The organism is Variovorax sp. W2I14 (assembly GCF_050435205.1).
GTDB lineage: Bacteria > Pseudomonadota > Gammaproteobacteria > Burkholderiales > Burkholderiaceae_C > Variovorax > Variovorax paradoxus_C.
Genome location: NZ_JBNDJX010000001.1, coordinates 1,743,142 through 1,767,738, shown reverse-complemented (window position 1 = coordinate 1,767,738; position 24,597 = coordinate 1,743,142). Strand labels below are relative to the sequence as shown.

The 24,597-nt window shown below is 62.8% G+C and carries 26 protein-coding genes and 2 pseudogenes; 12 read left to right on the top strand and 16 right to left on the bottom strand.

The window, feature by feature from the left end; translation table 11 throughout:
• The first annotated feature begins 27 nt into the window (after positions 1-27).
• On the top strand, positions 28-474 hold the full coding sequence (locus tag QF040_RS08190; protein WP_429610626.1) for a type II toxin-antitoxin system RatA family toxin: 447 nt from the start codon (positions 28-30) through the stop codon (positions 472-474).
• A complete protein-coding gene (locus QF040_RS08185) occupies positions 475-810 on the top strand; it encodes an RnfH family protein (RefSeq protein WP_429610625.1) in 336 nt (111 codons plus the stop codon).
• Positions 811-832: 22 nt separating this feature from the next.
• Here the strand turns inward: QF040_RS08185 and QF040_RS08180 are convergent, their stop codons facing one another.
• The gene (locus QF040_RS08180; RefSeq protein WP_429610624.1) at positions 833-1,357 is read right to left on the bottom strand and encodes a DUF4124 domain-containing protein; all 525 of its coding nucleotides are present in this window, start codon (positions 1,355-1,357) and stop codon (positions 833-835) included.
• 128 nt (positions 1,358-1,485) lie between these two features.
• Here QF040_RS08180 and guaB point away from each other — a divergent pair, with 128 nt between their 5' ends.
• The 6 genes from guaB to QF040_RS08150 all read left to right on the top strand — a co-directional run bounded on the left by guaB (position 1,486) and on the right by QF040_RS08150 (position 7,463).
• Positions 1,486-2,955 (top strand): IMP dehydrogenase, encoded by a 1,470-nt coding sequence (gene guaB, locus QF040_RS08175; protein WP_013541283.1) that lies wholly within the window; start codon positions 1,486-1,488, stop codon positions 2,953-2,955.
• 77 nt (positions 2,956-3,032) lie between these two features.
• Positions 3,033-3,281, top strand: coding sequence for a type II toxin-antitoxin system Phd/YefM family antitoxin (locus QF040_RS08170; RefSeq protein ID WP_013541284.1), 249 nt, complete (start codon positions 3,033-3,035; stop codon positions 3,279-3,281).
• An 11-nt stretch (positions 3,282-3,292) separates the two neighbouring features.
• The gene (locus QF040_RS08165; RefSeq protein ID WP_306879688.1) at positions 3,293-3,712 is read left to right on the top strand and encodes a type II toxin-antitoxin system VapC family toxin; all 420 of its coding nucleotides are present in this window, start codon (positions 3,293-3,295) and stop codon (positions 3,710-3,712) included.
• 11 nt (positions 3,713-3,723) lie between these two features.
• Positions 3,724-5,340 carry a glutamine-hydrolyzing GMP synthase gene (gene guaA / locus QF040_RS08160; RefSeq protein ID WP_429610623.1) on the top strand — a complete coding sequence of 539 codons (1,617 nt, stop codon included), beginning with the start codon at positions 3,724-3,726 and terminating at the stop codon, positions 5,338-5,340.
• Positions 5,341-5,563: 223 nt separating this feature from the next.
• Entirely contained in the window at positions 5,564-6,916 is a 1,353-nt protein-coding gene (locus tag QF040_RS08155; RefSeq protein WP_307683483.1) for a tyrosine-type recombinase/integrase, read from the top strand.
• Positions 6,917-7,136: 220 nt separating this feature from the next.
• Positions 7,137-7,463 carry an NIPSNAP family protein gene (locus tag QF040_RS08150; protein WP_307506200.1) on the top strand — a complete coding sequence of 109 codons (327 nt, stop codon included), beginning with the start codon at positions 7,137-7,139 and terminating at the stop codon, positions 7,461-7,463.
• A 167-nt stretch (positions 7,464-7,630) separates the two neighbouring features.
• Here the strand turns inward: QF040_RS08150 and QF040_RS08145 are convergent, their stop codons facing one another.
• A complete protein-coding gene (locus tag QF040_RS08145) occupies positions 7,631-7,852 on the bottom strand; it encodes a hypothetical protein (RefSeq protein WP_307506203.1) in 222 nt (73 codons plus the stop codon).
• Positions 7,853-8,317: 465 nt separating this feature from the next.
• On the opposite strand from QF040_RS08145, the gene QF040_RS08140 reads away from it, so the two are divergent.
• The 3 genes from QF040_RS08140 to QF040_RS08130 all read left to right on the top strand — a co-directional run bounded on the left by QF040_RS08140 (position 8,318) and on the right by QF040_RS08130 (position 10,493).
• Positions 8,318-9,316 (top strand): Bug family tripartite tricarboxylate transporter substrate binding protein, encoded by a 999-nt coding sequence (locus tag QF040_RS08140; RefSeq protein ID WP_429614631.1) that lies wholly within the window; start codon positions 8,318-8,320, stop codon positions 9,314-9,316.
• Between the two features lie 10 nt (positions 9,317-9,326).
• On the top strand, positions 9,327-9,713 hold the full coding sequence (locus tag QF040_RS08135) for a chorismate mutase family protein (RefSeq protein WP_429610622.1): 387 nt from the start codon (positions 9,327-9,329) through the stop codon (positions 9,711-9,713).
• 72 nt (positions 9,714-9,785) lie between these two features.
• Positions 9,786-10,493: a hypothetical protein gene (locus tag QF040_RS08130; RefSeq protein WP_429614736.1), complete on the top strand. Its 708-nt coding sequence runs from the start codon at positions 9,786-9,788 to the stop codon at positions 10,491-10,493.
• Between the two features lie 123 nt (positions 10,494-10,616).
• Here the strand turns inward: QF040_RS08130 and QF040_RS08125 are convergent.
• The 14 genes and pseudogenes from QF040_RS08125 to QF040_RS08060 all read right to left on the bottom strand — a co-directional run.
• Positions 10,617-10,841 (bottom strand): annotated as a pseudogene (locus QF040_RS08125) (YbaN family protein); the annotation flags it as partial.
• Entirely contained in the window at positions 10,832-11,050 is a 219-nt protein-coding gene (locus tag QF040_RS08120) for a tannase/feruloyl esterase family alpha/beta hydrolase (RefSeq protein WP_429610621.1), read from the bottom strand. The pseudogene QF040_RS08125 and the gene QF040_RS08120, both read right to left, overlap by 10 nt.
• Positions 11,040-11,219: a hypothetical protein gene (locus QF040_RS08115; protein ID WP_429610620.1), complete on the bottom strand. Its 180-nt coding sequence runs from the start codon at positions 11,217-11,219 to the stop codon at positions 11,040-11,042. The genes QF040_RS08120 and QF040_RS08115 overlap by 11 nt, the downstream gene beginning before the upstream one ends.
• Before the next feature lie 678 nt (positions 11,220-11,897).
• Positions 11,898-13,037, bottom strand: a complete 1,140-nt coding sequence (locus QF040_RS08110; protein WP_429610619.1) for an ATP-binding protein — start codon at positions 13,035-13,037, stop codon at positions 11,898-11,900.
• 30 nt (positions 13,038-13,067) lie between these two features.
• Positions 13,068-13,664 (bottom strand): annotated as a pseudogene (locus tag QF040_RS08105) (IS66 family transposase); the annotation flags it as partial.
• Positions 13,665-13,862: 198 nt separating this feature from the next.
• Positions 13,863-14,504, bottom strand: coding sequence for an AAA family ATPase (locus tag QF040_RS08100; protein ID WP_429610618.1), 642 nt, complete (start codon positions 14,502-14,504; stop codon positions 13,863-13,865).
• Between the two features lie 5 nt (positions 14,505-14,509).
• Positions 14,510-14,857 (bottom strand): type II toxin-antitoxin system prevent-host-death family antitoxin, encoded by a 348-nt coding sequence (locus QF040_RS08095; protein ID WP_429610617.1) that lies wholly within the window; start codon positions 14,855-14,857, stop codon positions 14,510-14,512.
• Positions 14,858-15,362: 505 nt separating this feature from the next.
• Positions 15,363-15,767: a helix-turn-helix domain-containing protein gene (locus QF040_RS08090; RefSeq protein ID WP_429610616.1), complete on the bottom strand. Its 405-nt coding sequence runs from the start codon at positions 15,765-15,767 to the stop codon at positions 15,363-15,365.
• 1,053 nt (positions 15,768-16,820) lie between these two features.
• Positions 16,821-18,080 carry a sensor histidine kinase gene (locus tag QF040_RS08085; protein ID WP_429610615.1) on the bottom strand — a complete coding sequence of 420 codons (1,260 nt, stop codon included), beginning with the start codon at positions 18,078-18,080 and terminating at the stop codon, positions 16,821-16,823.
• Entirely contained in the window at positions 18,077-19,642 is a 1,566-nt protein-coding gene (locus QF040_RS08080; protein ID WP_429610614.1) for an ATPase domain-containing protein, read from the bottom strand. Before QF040_RS08080 ends, QF040_RS08085 begins: the two co-directional genes overlap by 4 nt.
• Before the next feature lie 466 nt (positions 19,643-20,108).
• Positions 20,109-20,486 carry a response regulator gene (locus QF040_RS08075; protein WP_429610613.1) on the bottom strand — a complete coding sequence of 126 codons (378 nt, stop codon included), beginning with the start codon at positions 20,484-20,486 and terminating at the stop codon, positions 20,109-20,111.
• A gap of 502 nt (positions 20,487-20,988) precedes the next feature.
• The gene (locus QF040_RS08070) at positions 20,989-21,261 is read right to left on the bottom strand and encodes a hypothetical protein (RefSeq protein WP_429610612.1); all 273 of its coding nucleotides are present in this window, start codon (positions 21,259-21,261) and stop codon (positions 20,989-20,991) included.
• 263 nt (positions 21,262-21,524) lie between these two features.
• Positions 21,525-22,622, bottom strand: a complete 1,098-nt coding sequence (locus QF040_RS08065; protein ID WP_429610611.1) for an extracellular catalytic domain type 1 short-chain-length polyhydroxyalkanoate depolymerase — start codon at positions 22,620-22,622, stop codon at positions 21,525-21,527.
• A gap of 24 nt (positions 22,623-22,646) precedes the next feature.
• Positions 22,647-23,072, bottom strand: coding sequence for a CopG family transcriptional regulator (locus tag QF040_RS08060; RefSeq protein ID WP_429610610.1), 426 nt, complete (start codon positions 23,070-23,072; stop codon positions 22,647-22,649).
• A 975-nt stretch (positions 23,073-24,047) separates the two neighbouring features.
• Between QF040_RS08060 and QF040_RS08055 the strand changes: the two genes are divergently transcribed.
• A complete protein-coding gene (locus QF040_RS08055) occupies positions 24,048-24,404 on the top strand; it encodes an H-NS family nucleoid-associated regulatory protein (RefSeq protein WP_429610609.1) in 357 nt (118 codons plus the stop codon).
• Positions 24,405-24,597: the final 193 nt, after the last annotated feature.

The window sequence follows — 24,597 nt, the reverse complement described above, 5'->3', positions numbered from 1 at the left end:
ATCCGTCGCGCACGCTGCACCGATTCTATGAAAACAGTCAACAAGTCCGTCCTCATCTGGTACAGCGCCGAAGAGATGTACGCGCTCGTCACCGATGTGGCGAAGTATCCGCAGTTCCTTCCATGGTGCGACAAGGCCCGGATCCTCGAAGAGGACGAAGCCGGCATGACCGCCGAAGTCGGCCTGGCCTTCGCCGGCCTGCACCAGAGCTTTACCACCCGCAACACCCACATTCCCGGCCGGGAAGTGCAACTCAAGCTGGTCGACGGCCCGTTCTCCAACCTCGACGGCAACTGGAAGTTCGTGCCCGTGGGCGAAGCGGGCGAACGCGCCTGCCGCGTCGAACTGCACATGAGCTACGGCTTCAGCAACTTCGCCCTGCAAGCGCTCGTGGGGCCGGTGTTCGACACCGTTGCATCGAGCCTGGTCGAAGCCTTCGTCAAGCGTGCCGAGCAGGTCTACGGCAGCGCCTGAATGATCGAGGTCACGCTGACCTGCTCACCCGCGGCACGCGAGGTGTTCGAGCAGGTCCTGCAGCTTGAAGAAGGCATCGTCCTGAGCGACGCGGTGCAGGCGAGCGGGTTGTCGCAGCGCTTTACCGATCTCGATTGGCGGCATGCCATGACACCGGGTGTCTGGGGCAGGGCGGTCGAGTGGGGCCAGGTGCTGAAGGACGGCGACCGCATCGAGCTGTGCCGGCCGCTCACTGTCGATCCGAAGGTGGCGCGCCGCGAGCGCTTCAAGCGCCAGGGCGCGCGGGGCACCGGCCTCTTCGCGAGCCAGCGCAAGGGCGGCAAGACCGGCTACTGAGGCAGCCGGGTCCGCCGGCTTTTTATTTGCAGTCGCTGTCGATGACCGACTGGATCCGCTTCTGCTCGGCCACGCGCGCGGAGTCGTCCATGATCTCGCGCTCGCCCTTGGCATTCACCTTCGCGATGCGGATGCCGCTGTCCAGCGTGGACTTGCCTTCGCGGGCGCGGGCGCAGTTGTCGGCCTTGGCCTTGGCGACCTTCGCCTCTTCGGCTGCGCGCTTGGCCTTTTCTTCGGCCTCGGCTTTCTTCGTCTTTTCCTCGAGTTCCTTGTCGACGCCGCTCGGTTTGGGCGCTGCAGCGCTTTCGCGCGCCTTGGGCGCCACTCCAGCTTCGGCGCCCTCGGCCGCTGGAGCGTCAATGCCGGCGGCAGGCCGCGGCGGCGGTGTGCCCGAACGGCGCAGGATGTTCTTCTCGGGAACATCGGGCGGCGGCGCCTGGTCGCTGAAGACCTTCTTGCCGTCCTTGTCGATCCATTGCCATTGCGCGCTCGCAGAGAGCGGCAGCGCCACGACACATCCCACCAGCAGCCAGTGCATGAATTTCATGCCCGAAGTTTAGCCGCGCCTTACTTCTTGCAACATCCTCGGTGGGTGCTTTTGCAACGGTCCTGAAAAGCCCGGCCGGGCGGACGGCCCGGGAGCCTCGTTACAATCCGTCTTTTGGAGCTTCACCCATGCGCCTTCTCGGCAAAGCGCTCACCTTCGACGACGTGTTGTTGGTGCCAGCGTTCTCCCAGGTCCTGCCCAAGGACACCTCTCTCGCCACCAAACTCTCCCGCAACATCACGCTGAACCTGCCGCTCGTCTCGGCGGCCATGGACACCGTGACAGAAGCCCGCCTAGCGATCGCGATCGCGCAGGAGGGCGGCATCGGGATCGTTCACAAGAACCTCACCGCGCAACAGCAGGCCGCCGAAGTGGCCCGCGTGAAGCGCTACGAATCGGGCGTGCTGCGCGACCCGGTGGTGATCACGCCGACGCACTCTGTGCGCCAGGTGATGGCGCTGTCTGACCAGCTCGGCATCTCCGGTTTCCCGGTGGTGGATGCGGGCAAGGTGGTCGGCATCGTCACCGGCCGCGACCTGCGCTTCGAGAACCGCTACGACGTCCCCGTCAGCGAAATCATGACGCAGCGCGACAAGCTCATCACCGTGCCCGACGGCACCACGCTGGCCGAAGCCAAGGCGCTGCTGAACAAGTACAAGCTCGAGCGCCTCCTGGTCATCAACGGCGACTGGGAGCTCAAGGGCCTCATCACCGTCAAGGACATCACCAAGCAGACCAGCTTCCCGAATGCCGCACGCGATGCCAACGGCCGCCTGCGCGTGGGCGCGGCGGTGGGCGTGGGCGACGGCACCGAGGAGCGCGTCGAAGCGCTCGTGAAGGCCGGCGTCGATGCCATCGTGGTCGACACCGCACACGGCCACAGCGCCGGCGTGATCGAGCGCGTGCGCTGGGTCAAGCGCAACTATCCGCAGGTCGACGTGATCGGCGGCAACATCGCCACCGGTGATGCGGCGCGTGCGCTGGCCGATGTCGGCGCCGACGCGGTCAAGGTCGGCATCGGCCCGGGCTCCATCTGCACCACCCGCATCGTGGCGGGCGTGGGCGTGCCGCAGATCATGGCGGTCGACAGCGTTGCCACCGCACTGCAGGGCACGGGCATTCCGCTGATCTCCGACGGCGGCGTGCGCTACTCGGGCGACATCGCCAAGGCGATCGCCGCAGGCGCCAGCACCGTGATGATGGGCAGCATGTTCGCCGGCACCGAAGAGGCACCCGGTGAAATCGTGCTGTACCAGGGCCGCAGCTACAAGAGCTACCGCGGCATGGGCTCCATCGGCGCGATGCAGCAGGGCAGCGCCGACCGGTACTTCCAGGAATCGACCACCGGCAACCCCAACACCGACAAGCTCGTGCCCGAAGGCATCGAAGGCCGCGTGCCCTACAAGGGCTCGATCGTCTCGATCGTCTACCAGATGGCGGGCGGCGTGCGCGCCAGCATGGGCTACTGCGGCTGCGCGACCATCGCGGACATGCAGAACAAGGCCGAGTTCGTCGAGATCACCACAGCCGGTATCCGTGAGAGCCACGTGCACGACGTGCAGATCACGAAAGAAGCGCCGAACTACCGCGCTGAATAAACCCAATCTGGCCAGACCTTGAAAGTCAGGCCAGACTCGGTTTAGAATTTGGGCCAGACTTAATTTTTCTGGCCCAAATGCAATCCATCGGCATCGCTGAAGCCAAGAACAACTTCTCCGCCCTGATCGACCTGGTCGAAAAGGGCGAGGAGGTTCGCATCACCCGCCACGGCAAGGAAGTCGTGCGCATGCTGCCGGTGCGGCGCAAGCCGGTCATCACCGACGAGCAGATCGCCCGCGAACTCGGCCAGATCGACGCGCTGCACGCCGCCATCCAGCCCGGTCTCTCTCTTCGCGCATTGCTCGACGAAGGGCGCCAATCGTGACAGCCTTCGTCATGGACGCCTCCGTCACTGCCGCCTGGCTGCTGCCAGACCAGGCCAGCGAGCACACCCGCAAGCTCTACGCCGCCATCCGCCGCGACGAGGTCGAGCCACAGGCGCCCAACGCCTGGCAATGGGAGTGCGCCAACATCCTCGCGAACGGCGTGCGCAGCGGCCGCATTCCGACCTCCGCGGTCGAAGGACTGTGGAGCGTGCTCGACGCCATCCGCCACCGCGTCGAGTTGCACGAACTCGCACCCGCCCAGCACAAGGCCGTGCTCGCGGTCGCCATCGACGCCGGCATCTCGATCTACGACGCGGGCTATCTCTGGCTCGCCAAGTCGCTCAATCTCCCGCTCGCCACCTTCGACGAGCAACTCATCCAGGCAGCGCCCCATGCGGGCGTGAAGCTGTTCGACATTTCAACGCTCTGAGTCCTCTCGCCATGCAACACGACAAGATCCTCATCCTCGACTTCGGCTCGCAAGTTACCCAACTCATCGCACGCCGCGTGCGCGAGGCGCATGTGCTGAGCGAAGTGCATCCCTGCGACGTCACCGACGAATGGGTGCGCGAATACGCGGCCGACGGCCACCTGAAAGGCGTGATCCTTTCGGGCAGCCACGCGAGCGTCTATGAAGAGACCACCGACAAGTGCCCGCAAGCCGTGTTCGACCTTGGCATTCCGGTGCTCGGCATCTGCTACGGCATGCAGACGATGGCCCACCAATTGGGTGGCAAGGTCGAAGGCGGCCACAAGCGCGAGTTCGGCTTCGCCGCCGTGCGCGCGCATGGCCACACCGCGCTCTTGAAAGACATCGCCGACTTCACCACGCCCGAAGGCCACGGCATGCTCAACGTGTGGATGAGCCACGGCGACAAGGTCACCGAGCTGCCCCCGGGCTTCAAGCTCATGGCCAGCACCGACAGCTGCCCGATCGCCGGCATGGCCGACGAGGCGCGCCGCTACTACGCGCTGCAGTTCCACCCCGAAGTCACGCACACGGTGCAGGGCAAGGCAATCATCGAGCGCTTCGTGCTCGGCATCTGCGAAGCCAAGCCCGATTGGGTCATGCGCGACCACATCGCCGAAGCCGTCGAGAAAATCCGCGAGCAGGTGGGCGATGAAGAAGTCATCCTCGGCCTCTCGGGCGGTGTCGATTCGAGCGTGGCTGCCGCGCTCATCCACCGCGCCATCGGCGACCAACTGACCTGCGTGTTCGTCGACCACGGCCTCTTGCGCCTGAATGAAGGCGACATGGTCATGGAGATGTTCGAAGGCAAGCTGCATGCGAAGGTGATTCGCGTGGATGCCAGCGACCTGTTCCTCGGAAAGCTCGCTGGCGTGAGCGACCCCGAAGCCAAGCGCAAGATCATCGGCGGCGAGTTCGTCACGGTGTTCAAGCAGGAGGCCGCGAAGCTCAAGGCCGGCGACGGCGGCCACAAGGGTGCGACCTTCCTGGCGCAAGGAACGATCTACCCCGACGTGATCGAGTCGGGCGGCGCAAAGAGCAAGAAGGCCGTCACCATCAAGAGCCACCACAACGTCGGTGGCCTGCCCGAGCAACTGGGCCTGAAGCTGCTCGAACCGCTGCGTGATTTGTTCAAGGACGAAGTGCGCGAACTCGGCGTGGCGCTCGGCCTGCCGCCCGAGATGGTCTACCGCCATCCGTTCCCCGGCCCCGGTCTGGGCGTGCGCATCCTGGGCGAAGTGAAGAAGGAATACGCCGACCTGCTGCGCCGCGCCGACGCGATCTTCATCGAGGAACTGCGCAACTTCAAGGACGAAACCGGCAAGACCTGGTACGACCTCACGAGCCAGGCCTTCACCGTGTTCCTGCCCGTCAAGAGCGTGGGCGTGATGGGCGACGGCCGCACCTATGACTACGTCGTCGCACTGCGCGCCGTGCAGACCAGCGACTTCATGACCGCCGACTGGGCGGAGTTGCCGTACGCGCTGCTCAAGAAGGTGTCGGGGCGGATCATCAACGAGGTGCGCGGGATCAACCGGGTGACCTACGACGTGTCGAGCAAGCCGCCGGCGACGATCGAGTGGGAATGATCCGGTGCTGTGTCACAGGGTTCCACTGAGTATCGGGTTTTTCCAAAAAATCGATACGCGACAAGGGTTTAGTTGTTCCTTGCCGTATCAAGCGATATCTCTGGGTCATGGGCTTGTTGTCGGTACAGGTGACGGTATAGTTTGGAGCCGAGAAAATCGCGGCTGACGATACCGTCAGGCAAGGTTGACGGTATCAAATATCGAATCCGACCTGGAGGGTGCTTTGCCTGGTCTCACCGACAAAACGCTGGGGGCACTGAAGCCCAAGGACAAGCCCTACAAGGTGAGCGACCGCGATGGCATGTATGCCGCCGTCCTGCCCACCGGCACGATTTCCTTCCGCTACGACTACCGCATCAACGGCAGGCGCGAGACGCTGGCGATCGGGCGGTATGAAAGTTCGCCTGGGCACAGCAGGCAGACACGCGAGCCCGAGGCGCTGGAATTCGGCATGGACGTCTCGCTGCGCGAGGCACGCACGCTGCTCGATCGCGCCAGGCGCGATGTCGAGCGGGGCGAGTCGCCGTCACGTGCGAAGGTGGAGAAACGTACCCAAGTGGCCGAGGCGCCGAGTTTCGCGAGCTGGGCAGAGCGCTACTTCCAACACAAGGCTGATCCGAAGAGCGGAGCCGAGCAACTGGCGGACAGCACGCTGGCGTTTCGCCGCTCCACGTACCGCCGCGTCATCGAGCCGCAGCTAGGCCGGCTCAAGTTGGAGGAAGTGACACCGCAACGCCTAATGAGGCTGTGCGACGACGTTAAGGCGAAGCGCGGCCCGGCCGTGGCCGTCCACGTCCGCGACGTGGTGCTGGCCGTCTTCAGGCACGCGCAGGGAAGGGGGCAGGCGGTCAGCAACCCGGCTGAAGCGGTGCGAGCAAGTGCCATTGCCACGTTCAAACCCCGCGACCGGGCATTGACGCCGGCCGAGATTCGCAAATTTCTTGCTGCACTGGAGCAGGTTGCCACTACACCCACGTTGCGCCTGGCGTTGAAGTTCATTTTGTTGAGCGGCGTTCGCAAGAGCGAATTCATCGATGCAACTTGGGGAGAGGTCGATTTCGACACCGAGCGTTGGACGATTCCAGCCGCAAGAATGAAAGTCGGGAACGCGCACGTTGTGCCATTGAGTGAACAAGCACTGGACATCCTGACGGCATTGCGTTCGTGTTTCGGGTCGAGCCTGTATCTGCACCCGGGCAGATACGACAGCGACAAGCCGATCTCCGATGCGACATTGAATCGGGTGATCGATGCTGCCGTGGAGCGAATCAAAAGAGACGACCCCGAGTTTCAGAGTTTCGGGGTGCACGATCTGCGCCGCACCTTTTCGACTGGACTGAATCGAGCGAAATTCGATGAGCGTTGGATTGAAATGTCGTTGGCGCACGCACCGCGGAATCGAATTGCAGCGGTCTACAACGTCAATCGATATCTAACGGAACGAAAAATCATGCTCCAGTGCTGGGCAGACATGGTCGACGCTTGGGTACGGGGGGAGTCAGCGCGCGAGTTGATCGCAGACGCCAAACGGCGCGCGGCCGAGGTTCATGAAGATGACCTGGACGATGACTTGTAAAGTTGAACGAGATACCAAGAAAAACTCTTGGCTTTCAGCCGCCGGCTGAGATGTTCAGCCAGACCGTCGTATCGACCGGGTGAATCCGCCGCCGAGAGCGGCTTTCGTATGGGCAGATCATGCCCTTTGACGGCCGCTGGAACTCTGGCAGCACAATGTGAGTCCGGCGCTCACGCCCGCTACCCGTCAACTCGCAATTATCTTTTCGGGACTGATGTCGATGATCTACGAACTACGCGTCTATACCGCAATGCCTGGCCGGCTACCCGACGTTCTTGCCAGATTTCGCGATCACACCGTGGGAATCTGGAACCGGCTGGGAATTCGTCAACTCGGCTATTGGACGACCGCAGTCGGACCTGATAGCAACGTGCTCACCTACATGCTTGTCTGGGAGAGTCTGGCCGATCGTGAAGCCCTGTGGGGCAAGTTTGTCGTCGATCCCGAATGGGTTGAAGTTAGAAAGGCGAGCGAGGCAGCAGGACCAATCGTTGCGAAGATGGACAACTCGTTCTTGGCGCCGACCTCGTTCTCGCCTGCGAAATAGCCTGTTCGGTGGACAACAGTTGGCTGATAAGCGGTATCAACGTCCAATGCCTCTTCAGGTGAGCCTAGGGTCCTACGTGACCTTCGTGGCATCCGGTTGCTAGTACCGACACGTGAAACTGTGTAGTGCGCGGTACTTGCTCGGGTAGCGCGCAAGGTGCAGTCGCTTTATCGAAGGCGTGATTTCTCGCGCTCTTCGGCAAGATGCTGCAGCGCAGCTTCGAGCATCGGCCAATTGGCGAAGAGATAGACGCGTTCTGCCTGATGCCATGTGCCGCCGAATTCTTCGAGGATCTTTGCGGATCCCGACAGGCTGCCCAGCAGCGCGGGCTTCGCGCGGCCGCCCGCTTCATCGAGTTCGCCGACGACGCAGCCGAGCTTGGCGGCCAAGGTCTGCGCGCGCTCGGTGCCTTTTGGCGGGTGAATGAACATGTCGTGGATTTTCTCCGAGAGCGCGCCGGCGACGAGTCACCCATTGGCTTGCTTGCCGGATTGGCTCTTCGCGTATCTCGCAGCCTCCACAGATTGCCAGATGACGCGACAGAGCCTGGGAGAGGTTGAGGGATCGGGTCGCGCCGCAGCAATTCCTGCATGGATGAGATCAGTCGCGGTATCGCGCCGCCGACGTCGGACAACGATCTTGCAGGACAGGCAAGTACGGCATGCCACGGATTCGCCCCGCTCGTGGGCAAGTCGGGCCTTCGCAGCCTCGATGCCACGCGGGGCTTTTTGCGCGCCATGCAGGAGTTGATTCGACGCATTGTGGAAGCAAGACTTGGCTTCCAATTCTCATCCGGTGCTGCCATGTTCCTCCTGGTTTTTCGAACGCGTATCGCGCGTCTGCTCTGTCTTTTCATGGCGCTCGCCTGTGCGGGTATCGCCAGCGCGCAATCGTCGGGCGCGAATCGCTCCGGTCCCGACGCGGCTGGCGCCACGAGCACCCGTCCGGCGGATCTGAACTGGCCGGTGCGACCGCTGCGCCTGGTCGTCGGCTTCGGAGGCGGCTCGTCGCCGGACTTCGTGGCACGCGTCCTGGCCGCGCCCATGGCGACGGCGCTGGGTCAGCCTGTGATCGTCGAGAACCATCCAGGCGCCAGCGGCAACATCGCGGCGGAGATCGTCGCGAAGTCCACCGACAGGCACACGGTCGGCATCCTAATCAACGGCAACATGACGATCGCCAAGATCCTCAATCCGGCGACCTCCTACGACCCGCAGAAGGACCTGGTGCCGCTGAGCATCATCTGCACCGCGCCCCTGGTGCTCGCCACGACGCCGGCGGTCTCGACGGCCGATCCCCGCGGCTTCCTCGAGGCGGCGCGCGGCGCCGGAAGCAAGTGGAGCTATGGCACACCCGGCATCGGCACGATCGGCCACCTCGGCATGGAGCTTCTGAAGGCCCGTACAGGCATCGGCGCCGTGCATGTGCCGTACCAGGGCAATCCGCAGGTCATCACCGGGCTGATCGGAGCGCAGTTGCAACTGGCGCTCCTTCCGCCGGGTCTTGCTCAGGAGCAAGTCAAGGCCGGAAAGCTGCGCGCGATCGGCGTGACCTCGGCGCGCCGCTCCGAACTCGTGCCGGACTACCCGACGCTGCGGGAAGCGGGCCTCAAGGATTTCGAACTCGAGATCTGGACCGCTGCGGCGGCCCCCGCCAGCTTGCCTGCCCCCATCGTGCAGCGCCTGATCCAGGTTCTCTCGGAGGTCATTCGCCTGCCCGAGGTGCGGCAGAAGCTTTTCCAGCATGGCTACGAGGCCGTCGGCATCTCGGGCGAGGCGCTGGTGCGCCGGGTGAAGGCCGACACGGCCACGCTCACCGAGATCATCGCGAGCCAGGGCATCAAGCTCGAATAAGGAGACATCCATGAATTCAGAACAAAGGCGCCCGAGCGGGCGCCAGGAAACCGGTACCGCGGCCCTTGACGCAACTCCGGTTGCTATCGGCAGCGGTGAGGATGCCCAACGAATCCTGCAGTCGCTGCGCGACGAACTCGATGGCTTGGACAGAACGCTGCTAGAGACCATAAGGCGCAGGCTCGATTGCTGCTGCCGGATCGGACTGCACAAGCGCGATCATGCGATTCCGATGATGCAGCCCCATCGCATTGGCGTGGTGCAGGAGCGTGCCGCCGCTTTTGCCGCCGAGCACGGCGTGAGCCCGACGTTCCTGCGTGCTCTCTACGAACTGATCATCACGGAGACATGCCGGCTTGAGGATGAGATCATCGGTACGCCCTCGACGTCTGCATGAATCGCTCGTTCTGCGCTCGAGCAAGCGCCGGCCAAGGCTTCGCGGCTCTCGCGCAAGCCGCGAACCTCGCAGATGGCCGTCGAGGCCGACGCACTGTCACCCGTCATGTTCCACCGCCAAGGCGAACACATGCTGATCTTTTCAACGCTGGGCCATGAGGGCAGCAACCATCACTTCGTGCTCCAGCAGTACCTGGCCGCGCAGGGCATCGCGCAGGCCTGCCGCATCGTGTTGTTCGACGACTTCCACAGCGGTGCGCGCGCGCTGATCGCCGGTGAGGCGGACTACCTGCTTCAGTGCGCCGTGCATCCGGCTGCAGCCGAGATCACGGGCACCTATCGCACGGCCATGGTGGTGGTGGACGCCTTCATTTCTCCCAGCCAGTCCATGGCGCTGGTGCGGTCCAAGGGAAGCGGGGAGGGCGCTGGCAAGGTGGGTGTGCAGACTGCCACTCAGAGCTATGCCGACCTTTCCGCCTGGCCGAACATCGTCCACGAGCCGACGGTACTCGCGGTCCAATCCGGTCTGACAGAAGGGCGCTACAGCGCGGGTATCGTCTTCACTTCCTTCGCCATGGCGCATGCAGAACGCTTCGAGGTGGTCGAGTCCATCGGCACCGTCTGCGATGCATGGATCGTCTACGGACGCCAGGCCGTCGACGATGGCAGGGCCGTGGTTTGGGGCGACAGTCCGGTCGCACGGCAGTTCCAAAAACGGATCGAGCGATCTTCCGAGCCAACGGCGGTTGAGGCCATGGTCAACGGTCGTGCCGCGGCGTAGCTCCGGTGCATGTGAGCGAATAGATCCAGGCCGGGTTTCGAGCGGCGCCGCTCGCGGAAGGCTCGAGCTCGCTAAAGCTTCTAGGCCGCTACGGGCACGCTCGGCTGCTCCGGTCGTCGCCACACATAGACCGGTGACGACCCACTTCGCCGTACGTGAGATCGCCCTAGCTGTCTGCCAATTGGTGATCAGCTTGCCGAATCGTGGATGCGTCGTCAGCCACTTGTCCATTGTGGGCGACGAGCGGGAAAAGCAAGCAGCGGCAAGAGCAAGGAAAACGATGCCTGGAATCAGGGGGACGACGAGCGCGACGATGCTGATAGCCAGGCTGACGCACCCTAGAACCATATAGATTGGGCGTTGTCACGAGGGCGTGAGGGTCGGTCCACGACCGCTCCAGTTCGATGGCTCGCCAGAACAGAGGTTGGTGCAACACCCGATTCCAACCATTCGACCATCTTGTGGAGCAAGTCGAATGGGTCGGAATGAGGACCCTCGCCGCCGCCGCAATGATTGACACCGGGCGCAAAGAGAGTCCGGAGGAATTCAGGGGGCATGGCTTGCGCCGTATCGCGCGTTGACGGCCTCCACGTAGTTGAATCGGGTGAGATCCGTACTCACGGCGTCAAAGTGCGCACTGAGCTTGTTCGACGCAAAGTTGTAGTCGACGTCGGTGTCCACGTTCAGATTGGCAATGATGCTGTACGACGGGTTCTCGTAGATCACGTTGGGCCAGTTCGCGGTTTGTGCAGGACGTCCAATCTGTCGTGAGCCGAGAAAAGGAACCCGCGGAGTTCGGCGTCGTAACGGTAGGAGCCTTCCAGGCGGCAGTGCGGGAAATATCATTCCAGATCGCGTGGTTGTGCGTGGAACCATACGTTCATACCAGCCGCCAGTTCGCGAAAAGCTCGTGGCAGGCGTACGTCGCACAGCGCTGGCGGCAGCGGCCATGGCGGCTGCACCAGAACCGGCGATCGAGTTCGGCGCAGCAATGGGCTCCGTTATCAACAGCGAGGAACTGGTGAATGGCACCATCGCGGGCTTCGGAAAGCATTTGGTGAAATGGTGGTGCAAGTCCCGGCGAGTGGCGCGAGCGAGGACTTTTCGGCGTTATCAGAAGCCGGCATTCTGGCAATGTTTTTCTTCATAGGCGGTCTTGACCCACGGGCAATCGCTTCTGCGAAGACCGATGGCAGAGGAGTGCTAGCGAATCACTCCCCCTATTTCGCACCAGTCGCAGAAACCTCGATAAAGACCGCAGTCCGGGCAATGTCCATTTCGGTGTTGAACGCTTTGTCTGCCGCGCGCAAATAGCGTGTCTCGCCGAGCTCCACGAGTGGCAGCTCGGCAGGTCATAGGGTGAAGCTCGCTGGAGGGCTGCCCCGCTTCAACTCACTGTGCGTCTCAAGAACCCGCCGAGTTAGATAGGGGCAAGCGCACGACAAAGGACGTTCCCTCACTTTCCGAGGAAGTCACGGTGATCGTGCCCGTATGGCCTTTCACTATCTCGCGGGCGATGAACAAACCGAGGCCCAAACTAGTGGCCGGACGTTCGTGGGGCTCCGACTCCTTGGAGGCAACCTGCACCAAGGGATTGAAGATGACCTGCATCGAGTCTGCGGGAATTGGAGTGCCGCGGTTCTTCACGATCAACTGCGCCACGTTGCCATCGATGCGGGCCTCGACAACCACCGGAAAATCCGGATCACCGTGCTGAACAGCATTGCTCAGAAGATTGGAGAGCACCTGGCGCATGCGCGACGCATCGAAGTTCATCATCACGCCTGGAGCAATGTCAGCTTCGAGTTTGCGGTGCGGGTATGCAGCACAGACTTGGTCGAAAGCCTCTTCGCACAAGGCGCTGAAATTGCCCGCTTGAGGCGTCACTTCGATGCCGCGGCCCAACCGGGTGCGGGTGTACTCGAGCAGGTCGGTGATCATCTCGCTGATTGACGTGACGCTTTGCCTCGCAATGCGTAGCGCGCGTTCGTTCGGCTTGCCGTCGACGACGTGCCCCAGCAGATGTACACAGGAACTGAGCGCGCCGAGCGGACTGCGCAAGTCGTGGCCGAGCACGGCGAGGAAGGTATCCCGCGAGCTGGCCATGTGCTCCGAGTAGGTGAGCATGGCTTCGGCAAGCCCCTGGTCGATGCCCTCATTGAAACGCATGAGTTCCTCGAGCACGGTGGCATCGACTTCGCCGATGCGGGCCATCCAGAGCCGCAGCACGGATGCGCGCAGGGCGCGGTATTCCGCGCTCAACTGGGTCAGGTCGAAGCCAACGCGCTGGCGCAGCGTGCCGTGTACTCCCGCAAAGGTGGCCTTGATCCCCGACTCTGCGAGGCCTTTGGATTTCGCTTCACGCTCGGCTTCGGACTGGCTCGATTCCATCTCATCGGCGATTGCGAGAAGGATTTCATGCGCATGGTCGCGCAGTTCGACGACGGACATAGTCTCCGCCGGGGGAATCATTGTCCTAGCAAACTTTTCCCACTCCACCAGAATCGGCTCGACGTTGTCCCTGATGAATTGGCTTAGGCGCATTGCGGGAGTATGCGCCTTGTAGGAGAACGCTCACAGCATGGTGAAGATTGATGGGCAGAGCCGGGCAGTCGCCAACCAGGCTGGTAGCCAGCGATGCGGCAACAGCTCCGCAACGCGTCTGGCCGGCTGGGTGGGCAGCCCCTCAAGAATGTCTCTGAGGTACACGTGCGCCTCATGTCCGTTGAGCTTCGCTGACTGTATCAAGCTCATGACGGCCGCGGCGCGCTGGCCTGCCCGTAGCGATCCCGCCAACAGCCGATTCGATCGTCCGATGGCGATCGGGCGGATCTGGTTCTCCACCCAGTTGTGGTCCGCCGGCAGATCGCCGTCGTCGATGTAGCGCGTGAGCGCCTGTCAGCGCTTGAGGCTGTAGTCGATTGCCCTGGCCGTGGCCGAACCATCCGGCACCCGCTGCCGTTGCCCGGCGAGCCATTGCTGCAGGGCATCAGCCACCTTACGCGACCTCTCTTGTCGGATTCGCCTTCGATCCTCAGGCTCAAGCTCGGTGACCTCGCGTTCGACGGCGTAGAGCTCGCCGAAGAACTTCAGCGCCCGCTCGCCCACCGGGCTGCCGTGATTGGCCCAGAGTTCGTGGAACTTGCGCCTCGCGTGCGCCAAGCAGCCCACCGACAAGGGCCGGCGGCAAAGGTCTCGTTCAAGGACCGCGTCCTCAGCCGACCGGATGCCGGGATCCCTGGACAGTTTGAGTGAATCCCAGGATCAGAGATCGAGCGAATTCGGTTGCACGGGGACCACCACCAACAACCCCGGGGCTGGATGTAGCCTCCACGGGACCGCCCGAGCAGTTGCCGGTCGTGGCGTTCGTCAGCCCAGCAACTCGATGGCCGCTTGGACGATGGGGCGAGCCCACGGTGGTGTCGCAGCGAGCGCCGCCTGGTCGTTGGGCTGAGGAAAAATGGGCGCGCCGGAGTTCAATTCGAGCACCAGGACCGGATCCGCGATGTCTTCTCCGGTCGCCGCTTCGGCGCTGTTGTCGAAGACCTGCAGTCGCCTCAGCTTCGGCAGCAGCTGGATGAGATTGGCGCGGGATGCAATCCAGCGCTCGCGGATCTTGGCTTCGGGAATGTGGTGGCCACCACGTTCCACCCGCGATTGAACCCGTGCCATGTGTTGCTCGGGTGAGGAAAGACCGCAATAGATCATGATCACGTCATGGCTTGCTGCGGCCCGCGCGAGCAAGGAGGGGATGGTTTTCGCGCCCAGAGTGGTTTCGAACGCATAGCTGGAACCTTGTGCAATCGCCGTCTCCAGTCGCTCGCGCCCTAGGTGCCATGCGCGGGCATTCGCTTCTTCTTGCGTCAACCCGAGCTGCGTGACCAGTTCCCGCGCGCAGGTGTCCGGATTGAACCAGGTCAGCCCGTGCTCTTCGAGCAAGGCGCCTGCGACAGAGCTTTTGCCAGCGCCATTGACGCCGGCCAGCACCAGGATGAACGGGCGCGCACCCACCGCGATCAGAACGTCTCGCCCGCCTTGGGACGTCGTGCCAGCTTGCCCTTGGCCGCGAACAGGCCACCCACCTTCGCCGAGGCATCCGGCTGCTGCAGCATGTCAAGACGCGCGTCGAAGCGTCGGCCGAGTTCGTCGAGCACCGACTGCTCACGTGCCTTGAGCGCTTGTGCGTCTTCCACCAGTTGGTTGTATGTGGCTGCGGTCAGGAGCACCATTTCCACCGTGGAGTGGTTGGTGACCGCCACACTGCCCGACTGCTGGACCTGGCGCACCACGTCGCCCCATCGGTTCTTGACGTGGGAGGCGTTCTGACGGGGAAGGTCGTTGAGGCTGGGAAGGACGGCGGCCATGAAGTTCCTTTTGGGCCATTATGGCAAAAATGGCAAAAATAGACAATTCACCCCAACGACACCGCGCTCAAGTTGGAACGTGAGGCGAGCATCACCGATCTTCGACGCCTGGCACATGGCTCGCCGACGGCGCTTCGCTGCCATCAATTGCCAAGGCGTCCTCCGAACGTGCCGCCCTGTCCAAAAACTCCCCCTCGCTGACAGATCGTGAAGGGCAGGGGGTCGCAGGCTTGAGCGGCGACCGTACCTACGGGTGAGCGTGGCCTTCGTCCAAGCGTACCGCCAGCTCCGTCTCACAGGGTATCGACGCCAGTTGCGGGCTCTCCAGCTACGCGCATGTCGGGGCCTGCTGAACGAGTTCGAAGGGATCGTGGCGGTGCCCAGCCAGCCTGTGCCGCAGGCAGCTGACGACACCCGCGGGCGCCGCTGGATTCTCGCCAGCGCCAAAGGAGCGGTGCTGTCAGCCTCAGGGCGGCCCGGGTGAGGCCACTGCCGTCCGCGGGCGTCAACCTGTGGTTCGCGAGGCGGCCGGTTCCTGAGGACTCGGTCTCTCGTCGGCCAGCCAGATGTAGAGCTCGATGCGGTCGGATTCGCTCATCTGCTCGCGCCGGGCGGTCACCTCCTCGAACTTGTGCAGCACCTCACCCACCGTGGGATGCACATGCTTCGACAGATCCATCGGGATCTCGGTCCACTTGGGTCCGGCGCCGGTGGCCAACCATCGCGGGTTGACCCGGAAATAATCGGCAACAGCAAAGAGGTGAGTCGACTCGATGCCCTTGTTTCGACCCGAAAGCCAGTTGGTGATCGCGGCACGCGTCACCCCGCAGTGGCGGGCGAGGCTGGACTGCCAGCCGCGGCCGATGTCCGCCGTGAGTTCCTTCAGACGCTCGGTGAACGTATTGTTCATCGCGGGCACTTCGTGCAGTGCTCCCGAGGCAGCAGCGAAGCGAAGTGGCTCAAGAAGCGATGCGGCACGATCCGGATTGCGAATGTCATGGGCCCCTTGCCCTTGGTGATTTTTAGTACTGAATTGAAGCGTGAAGGGCCGCCAAGGTCTGACGCGCCCGATCTCCGGTGAACCTGTCTCACCATAACATGGTGATGTTATCTTCGTAACCAAAGATTGCAATCGCCCAAAAGTTCCTTTTCAGCCCGATGTGCTCTTGCCTGCGGCACCATGGCAGCGGCTGAACCTGATCCAGTTGTTGAAGGCGCAGGCGGGACGCCCTGGAAGCGTCGAGCGTTCGGAACTGCCAGCGCCCAAGGCGCCGCGTCCATCTGGATCGTAGGATGCAGCATCGAGCTGCATGGCGCGATAGGGCGTCGCGACGGTGCAGGGCGGTTCGTTCAATTGACGCGCAACGGGTGTGAATCTCTCCAAGCCGTTCCTTCCGCGTGTGTGGCGACGACGGGGCTGAGCTGATATTCCCACGGGGGATCACGACGCGAGACATTCGGGCTGACAAGTTCAGTTAGTCACTGGTATGTTTTTTTATTTGTCAGAGCGTCCGATAGTTCTTCCAGCCTTGCGACGTACTTGCGGCAGCCTGCCTCCTCAGCTAGGTGGGTCGTGTGCAAATGCGCGCGTTGCTCGGGCGTAGGCCCTGGGCCTCTTTCCGCCAGAAATAGCCCAGGTTGTGTGACGACGCCTTGAGCTGCTCGAGCGTCGGCTCCCGCGCTCTGAAACTCATCCCGGAGTTTGCCGAAGTTCGTTGGCGTCATACGTCATTGGTGCACTGCCTGGATTCAGGCAGTGAGCGGCTGCCCGCCGACCTCCCGCGATCACGTCGGATGATGGCTATCGTGAGGTCATGCAACTCTTTCATGCGTGGGTTGCGGTGGCGGCGTGTGGGCGCCATCGGGAGATGCGCTGTCATGAACCAGACGCAGCCTGCTTCGCGCGGAAGTTCATCTCATGGGTCACGAACATCATCCCCGTGCCGTCGCGTGCATCGTCCCGCTAGGCGGCTGCGTCGTACGCGGGCGGCAAGTTCACGGGCAGCGTGACATGGAACGTCGCCCCGGCATGACTTCCGGCGCTTTCCACCCGGATGGTCCCGCCGTGGCGCTCGACGATGTGGCGGGCGATGGACAGCCCCAGCCCCAGGCCTTGGGCGTTCGCCTTGAGTTGCTTCGTGAACGGCGTAAAAACATGCGGGAGCAGCGCTTCTTCGATGCCGCTGCCCGTGTCGGTCACCGACACGGTGTACGCCTGCGCATCGCAATGCAACTGCAGTTCGATGCGTCCGGACGCGGGAGTGAACTTGACTGCGTTGGACAGAAGATTCCAGAACACCTGCTGCAGACGATGGGGATCGGCGATGAGTTGCAACTGGCCAAGTTCGTCCAGCTCTGGAATCACGACGGCAATCTGCTTGGCCTCGGCATGCGGCACCACAGCGGAGATCGCTGCCTTGAGGATGTCGCGAAGCGACGCAGGCTGCATGTCGATGCGCAGCTGGCCAGTGCGAGTTCGTGACGCCTCGATGAGATCCTCGATCAGCCGCGCCTCGGTGTTCACGTGGTGCTTCATGTCGACAAGAGACGCCCTGATGGCCTGCGGATCGGCGAGCGCACTCCGCAGCAGGATCTCGATTCGCATGCCGAGCACGGACAACGGCGTGCGAAGCTCGTGCGACACGCTGGCAAGGAACACCTCGCGCAGTCGGCTGAGCTCCTGAAGGCGTTCGACCGCCTCGGCATGGCGGACCGTGGACTCGATCATGGTCTCGAGCAATTCGGTATACACCTTCATGCGCGACTCGGGAACGGGTGACTCCAGCCGCACCTCCGCCCAAAGTCGTGCGCCATCGACACCCAGCTGCCGCGCGATCCGCTCGCATCCCAGTGGCGTTCCGAAGGTGGCGAACGCCCATCCGTAGACGATCGCGCCCCGCACCTGTCCTCCGACCAGCAACGGGACGGACTGCAGGCGCAGCTCTTCGCCGACGCTGGCGTTCCCTGGTGCGCCCGTCCTGAGGATCTGTGCGGCGAGGTCCTGCTCGATCCTGTCGCCCAGGCGGCCTTCGTTCCACACACCTGAAGCCGCCAGCATGCGCGCGACCTTCGATGAGGCAAATGGCCCGGCCTGCCTTTCGCAGTCCAGGCCGTAGGCGCTGACGCAAAGCTCGGTTGCCGCGGCGAAACGCGCGAGGGCATGACGCCAGCCTTCCCAGTCCAACCCCGTCGGACCGTTCTTCGCGTCGGCGCCGTTGCTCACTGGTTCGTCTCGGGCGGCAGTTCCGGCGAATCCGGCAAAGCTTTGCCATGCGCGACGGCATCTTCGATCGCTGGACTCTTGCGCGACGGCGAGCGGGCCAGGAGACCGTAGTAGGAAGAGAAGGGCAACTGCGGCACGGGTGCGGCGTCCTCTCCCTCGGCCGCCGATTCGTCCAGCAGAGAGATGCCGCCTTCACCGATGACGTACTCACGCGTGGTCTGGATGTTCTTGCTCCCACGCACCTTCGGCACTGCGATCGCGCGGCGCAGGCGTGTGGAGATTTCTACGTAACTCAGCAGAATGATGTTGTCGACCAGGTGGGACCCCTTGAGTTCCTGGCTGATCTGCGAGACGCCCAGGAGCTCAGGACTCTCATAGTTGAAGAACGCCGTCGCGAGCCGCCCCTTGACGAAGTCGGCCAGCGCGTAGAGAAAGTCGGAGGCCTGATCGGGACTCGCCATCTCGTAGACGGCCGCCGAGTCGAACACGACGCAGTCGATGCCCTCCTTCTCCACCAGCTTGGTCACCCGGTCGAAGTGCACGTCCAGTTCCAGTTCCAGGGGCGATTCGTAGTGGATGAAGAGCGAGCCCTGCTGCACGAGGCCCTCCAGGTCGAAGCCCAAGCTCGCCGCGTTGCGGATCAGCTGGCGCGGATGCTCGTCCAGGGTCACCAGCAGCGCCCGCCGCCCGGCTTGTACGGCCGCGGTGAGAAACTGCACGCCAAGGACCGTTTTGCCGGTCCCGGAGATGCCAGTGACCATGGTGACCGAGCCCTCGTAGAGTCCGCCGGCCATCATCACGTCCAGCGCGGCGCATCCCACGGATACGCGTTCGCTCGAAGTGGGCTGGTCCTCGTCCACCTTGGGGCCTGACTGGGCACGCCGATATACGTGGATGCCCGCGCCGGCCTCGATGCGCATCGAATGGCTTCCGCTGATGAAATCCTGGCCGCGCGACTTGACAACCGCCAGCGTCCTGTGGACCCGGCGACGCACTTCAGTGCGGGTCAGCGAGATGATGGTGTCGAAGACGAATCGCTCATGGGCATGTGCCTCCAGCTTCGTTTCCGCGCGTTCCGCGGTGACGAGTGTCGTGACGCCGAGCCGGGCGAGACCCTCGACGAGCAGGTGAACATCCTCACGAAACGGCTTGTCGTTGGCCTCGGCATAGAGGCGCAGCGGCGTGAGGCCATCGATCATCAGCCTGCGCGCGCCGATGGAGGTCAGCTCTGCGGTGAACGCGCCGTCGGCGGAGCGGAATTCATTGAGCAGCACCGCCGGCGAGGTCTGGATGATCTTGACCTTGCGCTCGTCGATGAGCCGCTGCAAGTCCCAGTTGAACCCCTTGGCGTCCCGCAACAGTTTCTCGGGATCGAGTTCGAACGAGACGATCACGCCCGGTTCGTCGTAAAGGGCAGCCCCGGCATGGATGAAAGCCAGTCCGAGGGTGGTCTTTCCGGCGCCGGGCGCGCCTTCGACCAGGATGTTGTTGTTCCGCTGAACGCCTCCCAGAAGCACCTCGTCCAACCCTGGAATCCCGGTGCGCACGGGGTCTTGCTTCATCTAGGTCCTCTGAATCGTCGTCTGTGGGAAGTCGAACTTTACCCGTAGCAGCCTCTTGTCGGGAAAAGGCTGGCATCGACACGACGCCGAAACCTGGCGACGGGGATACGATCAAGAGGGAGATGGCTGAGATGGCTACTGCCTTGCGAGTGAGAGTCAACATGCCACCTTTTCCGCCACCGGAAAGGGGGCGAAATGCGCCAATCCGGCGTGGTCGGTACCAGCGAAAGGAAGACCTCAGAAGCCATCCCAATGGACTCTTTGCGCAAGATCGAGAAAGCTGGTTTCCCTTTCAGGGTGGATGCATTCGACGACATCAACAACGTCCTGGTGCTCAAGCGGCAGGCTTTGTCGAGGCTGAATATCCGGGAGGTCCCGGCGTCCCGGATGAGCGAGCCGAAGTCGTCTTGGTTCTTCGGATCACGCCAGCGGGGCGCGCGACCTTGGAGCGCCTGTGCCAGTCCGCCTACCGGGGACCATTGAGGGCTTGCAGGTAGCCCACCAGGCCTTCGATCTCTGTCGACTTGTCGAAGACCGCGTCGGCCCCGAGGCTCAGCGCCTGCCGGCGCATTTCTGCCGTCGCGTAGTTGGAGAGCATCACCACTCTCTGATGCGGTTGGCGTTCCCGGCACCGGTCGACCACGCGAAGCCCGGAACCTTCCCGCAGAAAGAGATCGACCACTGCAACGTCCCAGTCGCCGTTGTGCGAGATCAGCCAGGTGATTGCATCCTCTTCGGTTTCCGCAGTGCCGTCGACGCGTGCGCCGGACAAGCTTTCGATCGTGGGAATGAGGTTGTCTCTGATGACCTTGTTGTCTTCGACAAGAAAAGCGGTGACGGGCATGGCAGGCGATCGGAGGGACCCCAATGGTCTTCCCCTCCGAGGTTAGTCGCCATTCGTGTGCGATCTGTAGGAGCGCGCAGGCCCTGCGAGTGAGACGGGCGGCAACGTCCGGCAAGACAAGTGACAGCGGCACGGCTGGATGGCTGCGTGACAGCAGATGAATCAGCCCCGCTCGCGCCGGGCTCGCGTGCTGAAGCACTCGACGGCATCGTCGAGCCAGCGTGTCGCCGACCTCTCAAGACGCCTTCTTCTTCACAGCCCTCGCCGTCTTCGCGGGTGCAGTCTCGATTCACGGCCGGCGAGGATGGCGGCTCGGAATGCCCGCATGCCAAGCTCCGTCAGATATCGTCGCACATGTACGCGCTGGCACTTCCGCAGCGGCGATCTGCGACCTGTGCACCCACGAATGCCTTCCTCTCGTCATAAGCCGGATCACCGCTGCAGCCGTTGCCGATCCAAGCGCCTTGAGGCCTGCTTGAACCCGCGACTGCAGGCCCTGCACCTAAGATGCTGGCACTAGCTGTATGTCCTGCGCGGGGTCCCGATGGAGGATGAGCGCCCAAGTCAATTCGAAGCCCATCAGTGCTTTATCGGGGACGGGACTCGCTTCAAGGTGAGCCTGAGAAAACTGTCGCTGCTGCGCAAGCTCTTGTGCGAGCAGGTCGGGGTAGGGGTGAGTCTTGATGAGCGCTCTGAGCGCTGCTGTCAGCGCCATCTCTGTTCCAAGAAGGTTTGCAGCTGAAGCGGTTGCGGTTGCCTCTTCCGGTGTGGTCATTTTTGTCCTTCCCTTGCGGGTCCGTGTTGAGGACTTACGACTTTACTTCAAGCAAAGACAGGGAGCAGCAGAGCGCCGTAGATGTGGAGAAAGCCGCATGCCTCTTGGGTTTGGCATCGCTCTGCAGGGAACAGCGCGGTTATCGGCAGCCTGTGCGGGGTCCTGGACATGTCACGCATGAAACGCGGACCTGCTCTGGCTTGGGCATTGGATCTTCGTAGAGAAAAAGCCCGGCGGCAACGTCGTCAGCTTTCTGACGTCGGCTAGACAGACTGCTCGCCGCGGCGGTCGTCGTCCAATCGATGGGAAAGGAAGAACCGAAGCATCTCGCGGCTCGCGTCGGCACACTCGGGCTGTGTGTAGCTGCCTTGCGCGCTACCGCCCGACCATGCATGGCCCATTCCGTGAAGGCGCCAATGCTCGGAATCTCCGCGGGCTTGGGAGGCGGGATACAGCGTTCGGGTGAAGCGCCGCCCCGACGGTGATTGACCTTCCTTGACCTCGCCTGGCCTTGCGCCCGCGAGGATGGCCAGCCCATTGTTGACGTGGACGGTCGAGTCGGCGTCGCCATGAAAAACAATGGTCGGCGGCCGCGTGCCGGTCGTTCGGGCGGATACCGGTGCCGTGCCGGTTCGCATTGCGCTCAACGCCGACACCACGTCATGCGCGGCAGCGTGCGGAAGACCGGAATGCACGCCCACCGCAGCGTAGACGTCGGGATAGCAATGGCCCAGTACATCGGCCATCGCTCCCCCTGCGGACAAGCCGGCCACGTAGACCCTGCGGTGGTCTGCGCGCTGCTGTTGTGTGATCTGTTGGACCAAGGCGGTCAATAACGCTGGTTCCCCTCGGCCGCGTTGCTGATGCTGGGACTTGAACCAGTTCCAGCATTTCTGGGCATTGGCCCTTTGCGCCTGTTCGGGATAGAGAACCATCGCGCCGCAGGCCCGTGCGTGCTCGTTCATGCGCGTGCCGGCGGCAAAGTCGGCCGCGTTCTGGGTGCAGCCGTGAAGCATCACGATCAGCGGTCGCGGTACCTCGCGCTGCCCTGCGGCCGACACGGGGACGAAAAGCATGTAGTCGATGGTGCGGCCTTGGTGTGCGAACGTGCCCCTGAGCCATTGTTCGGTGTCTTCTGCCGCCTGGGGCGCGTGAGTCCGGCACGCCGCGTCGATCACTCGGGCCTCGACATCGATGACGGCTGAGTCGACCTTCGGCGAATCCGATCCCGCGGAGGGTGCGGGGTCTGGCATTGCCTTGCCCCGCAACGCATGCTGAATGGCCTCGGTGGCTTGGGCCAGTTGACCGTTGCGCGTGAGGAGGGCGGCCTTGTCTATGAGGCTGGCGAAAAGTGGATTCATTAGATGGATCAACCTGATATGAAATTAGCGGATGCGTCCTGCCAGCGCCGCCTTGACAGCGGGGGACGCGTGCAGCGCACCGAGCACCGTCACGGAGTCGATGGCCGCGATGGCGAGCGTGGGACTGACATTCGGATCGATGACGGCAAGGCCGAGCACCCGGATCTGGAGCTTCTCGCCAGCGGCGCGTACAGCCTCGAGGTCCGCGGCAGAGAAACTCTGCAAACCCAGCACCAGCATCTTGCGTGTCACGGCTTGGCGCAGCACATCGGCGTGCGTCGCGAGATGGGTACGAATGGCCGTGCGAATGAAATCCGTACGGTTCGAGTAGAAGCCTTCCGCCACGAGCAGGTCGATATGGCCCAGATCGACAAAGCCCATGTTGATGGTGATCTTCTCGGAGTCCGGCGCCTTGGCGGTTGAACGTGAAATTACGGCAGTGGATGGCATGGGCCATCCTATCACCATCTGTATGGATGGTTTTTTCATGCGGAGGCGGCCATGGCTGAGGGCGTTTACGTGAACGTTTGCTCGTGCCTGCTCGCGCCGAACTGGAGTTCGTCGTGCATGGGGAATCCTTTGTCGCCAGCGCCTCGCCCTCAATCTGCGCAGTCACTGTTCGGGCCGACGGCGGGGCGGCGCATGTTCTGCTCGAAGAACTTCAAGGTCGGGCAGCCGTTCTCCGAGGCGGCGCATTGCAAGATTCGGACGTCAATCGGCTGAATCCGGGGCCGGGTTAATCGAAGCTCGCCATCCACCGCAGTGGCGAGAGCCCTGGCAACGCCACGGTCGTCGTCTGAATTTGCTCCCGCTGCGTCCTCGACAGGCCATCCAGCGCTAAACCGCAAACGACAGCCAACGGAATCAACGCCGCGGAAGCGACGAGCAGCAAGCGGAGCCGACAGATTGGGAGCGCGCATGGATGCAGAGTCAGATCAAGAATTGGCTGTTCTTGCTCAAGTATTGGAGGGTGCCCGTCGGCCCGCCTGCTGTCGACGGAGGCAGTAAGCGCATGACGACATACCGGCACGCGTGAACCCAAGAGGCTTATGAGGACGGCCTGAGGATGCTGGTGTCAGTGGCGTGTGACACCCGGCTCGGCGGCGTCGCGGCCTTTTTGCCCTTGGCATTGCAAAGTCTAGGCATTGGATTCTGTTCGCCCGTTCTGCTCATAGAGCCTGTGCTGCCCGGTGCCGAGGCGAAAGACATCCGGTCCCAAAATGGAGGACGACGTGGGCGCAAATCTTGTTCAGGTTCGCCTCGAGTTGATCTTCTCGCGCGTGATCGGAAGACGTCGGATACGTTTGCCCATCTGTGGAAAACGGCGTTGCCGATGGCGGGGTCACACTCATTGACGATAAGCGCTGACGTTGAGGAATGTCATTCAAGCTTAAGCTCACACCATCTTTAATTAAGGATCGATTCATGGCAAAGACTTTCCTGCAGGTGCAAAAGCAGATTGAGCAACTTCAGAAAGAGGCCGAACAATTGCGCAAGAAGGAAGCGGAAGGCGTTCGCAGCCGAATCAAGGAAGCAATTGCGGTGTACGGCTTCACTGCGGCTGATTTAGGCCTTGGTAGAGGACTTGGCCGGGCGGCAACGACTCGGAAGAGCGCTGCGAAGAAAACGCGAAAGTCCAAGAAGGTGGCCCTTGCTGCGACGGGCGCCCCCAAGTTCAAGGACGACCAGGGCAACGTGTGGAGCGGCCGTGGTCCCCGGCCTGGCTGGTTCAAGGCTGCGCTCGAAGCGGGTAAGTCCGCTGAGGAACTGCTGGCCAAGTAGCAAGACTGCCACTCGGCGTTTCCGATTGGCATCCAACTTATGCGAGTCGACCGGTGAGCATGCGGCTGCCGTCCAAGCGTCGCATATGGGCAGTTGGTAGATGGCTGGGCTCGCTTTGCCGCCTTGGCCTTCCGAGTCTTCGCGGGGCTCGGCAGCTTCATCCCTTTGTCACTGTCTCGCGTACACCCCTGCG

Excerpts from the sequence above, each read along its gene's own strand:
- QF040_RS08190 (WP_429610626.1), top strand. The coding sequence starts at position 28 with ATGAAAACAGTCAACAAGTCCGTCCTCATCTGGTACAGCGCCGAAGAG.
- QF040_RS08185 (WP_429610625.1), top strand. The coding sequence starts at position 475 with ATGATCGAGGTCACGCTGACCTGCTCACCCGCGGCACGCGAGGTGTTC.
- QF040_RS08180 (WP_429610624.1), bottom strand. The coding sequence starts at position 1,357 with ATGAAATTCATGCACTGGCTGCTGGTGGGATGTGTCGTGGCGCTGCCG.
- guaB (WP_013541283.1), top strand. The coding sequence starts at position 1,486 with ATGCGCCTTCTCGGCAAAGCGCTCACCTTCGACGACGTGTTGTTGGTG.
- QF040_RS08170 (WP_013541284.1), top strand. The coding sequence starts at position 3,033 with ATGCAATCCATCGGCATCGCTGAAGCCAAGAACAACTTCTCCGCCCTG.
- QF040_RS08165 (WP_306879688.1), top strand. The coding sequence starts at position 3,293 with ATGGACGCCTCCGTCACTGCCGCCTGGCTGCTGCCAGACCAGGCCAGC.
- guaA (WP_429610623.1), top strand. The coding sequence starts at position 3,724 with ATGCAACACGACAAGATCCTCATCCTCGACTTCGGCTCGCAAGTTACC.
- QF040_RS08150 (WP_307506200.1), top strand. The coding sequence starts at position 7,137 with ATGATCTACGAACTACGCGTCTATACCGCAATGCCTGGCCGGCTACCC.
- QF040_RS08140 (WP_429614631.1), top strand. The coding sequence starts at position 8,318 with ATGGCGCTCGCCTGTGCGGGTATCGCCAGCGCGCAATCGTCGGGCGCG.
- QF040_RS08135 (WP_429610622.1), top strand. The coding sequence starts at position 9,327 with ATGAATTCAGAACAAAGGCGCCCGAGCGGGCGCCAGGAAACCGGTACC.
- QF040_RS08130 (WP_429614736.1), top strand. The coding sequence starts at position 9,786 with ATGGCCGTCGAGGCCGACGCACTGTCACCCGTCATGTTCCACCGCCAA.
- QF040_RS08120 (WP_429610621.1), bottom strand. The coding sequence starts at position 11,050 with ATGCCCCCTGAATTCCTCCGGACTCTCTTTGCGCCCGGTGTCAATCAT.
- QF040_RS08110 (WP_429610619.1), bottom strand. The coding sequence starts at position 13,037 with ATGCGCCTAAGCCAATTCATCAGGGACAACGTCGAGCCGATTCTGGTG.
- QF040_RS08095 (WP_429610617.1), bottom strand. The coding sequence starts at position 14,857 with ATGGCCGCCGTCCTTCCCAGCCTCAACGACCTTCCCCGTCAGAACGCC.
- QF040_RS08090 (WP_429610616.1), bottom strand. The coding sequence starts at position 15,767 with ATGAACAATACGTTCACCGAGCGTCTGAAGGAACTCACGGCGGACATC.
- QF040_RS08080 (WP_429610614.1), bottom strand. The coding sequence starts at position 19,642 with ATGAAGCAAGACCCCGTGCGCACCGGGATTCCAGGGTTGGACGAGGTG.
- QF040_RS08075 (WP_429610613.1), bottom strand. The coding sequence starts at position 20,486 with ATGCCCGTCACCGCTTTTCTTGTCGAAGACAACAAGGTCATCAGAGAC.
- QF040_RS08070 (WP_429610612.1), bottom strand. The coding sequence starts at position 21,261 with ATGACCACACCGGAAGAGGCAACCGCAACCGCTTCAGCTGCAAACCTT.
- QF040_RS08065 (WP_429610611.1), bottom strand. The coding sequence starts at position 22,622 with ATGAATCCACTTTTCGCCAGCCTCATAGACAAGGCCGCCCTCCTCACG.
- QF040_RS08060 (WP_429610610.1), bottom strand. The coding sequence starts at position 23,072 with ATGCCATCCACTGCCGTAATTTCACGTTCAACCGCCAAGGCGCCGGAC.
- QF040_RS08055 (WP_429610609.1), top strand. The coding sequence starts at position 24,048 with ATGGCAAAGACTTTCCTGCAGGTGCAAAAGCAGATTGAGCAACTTCAG.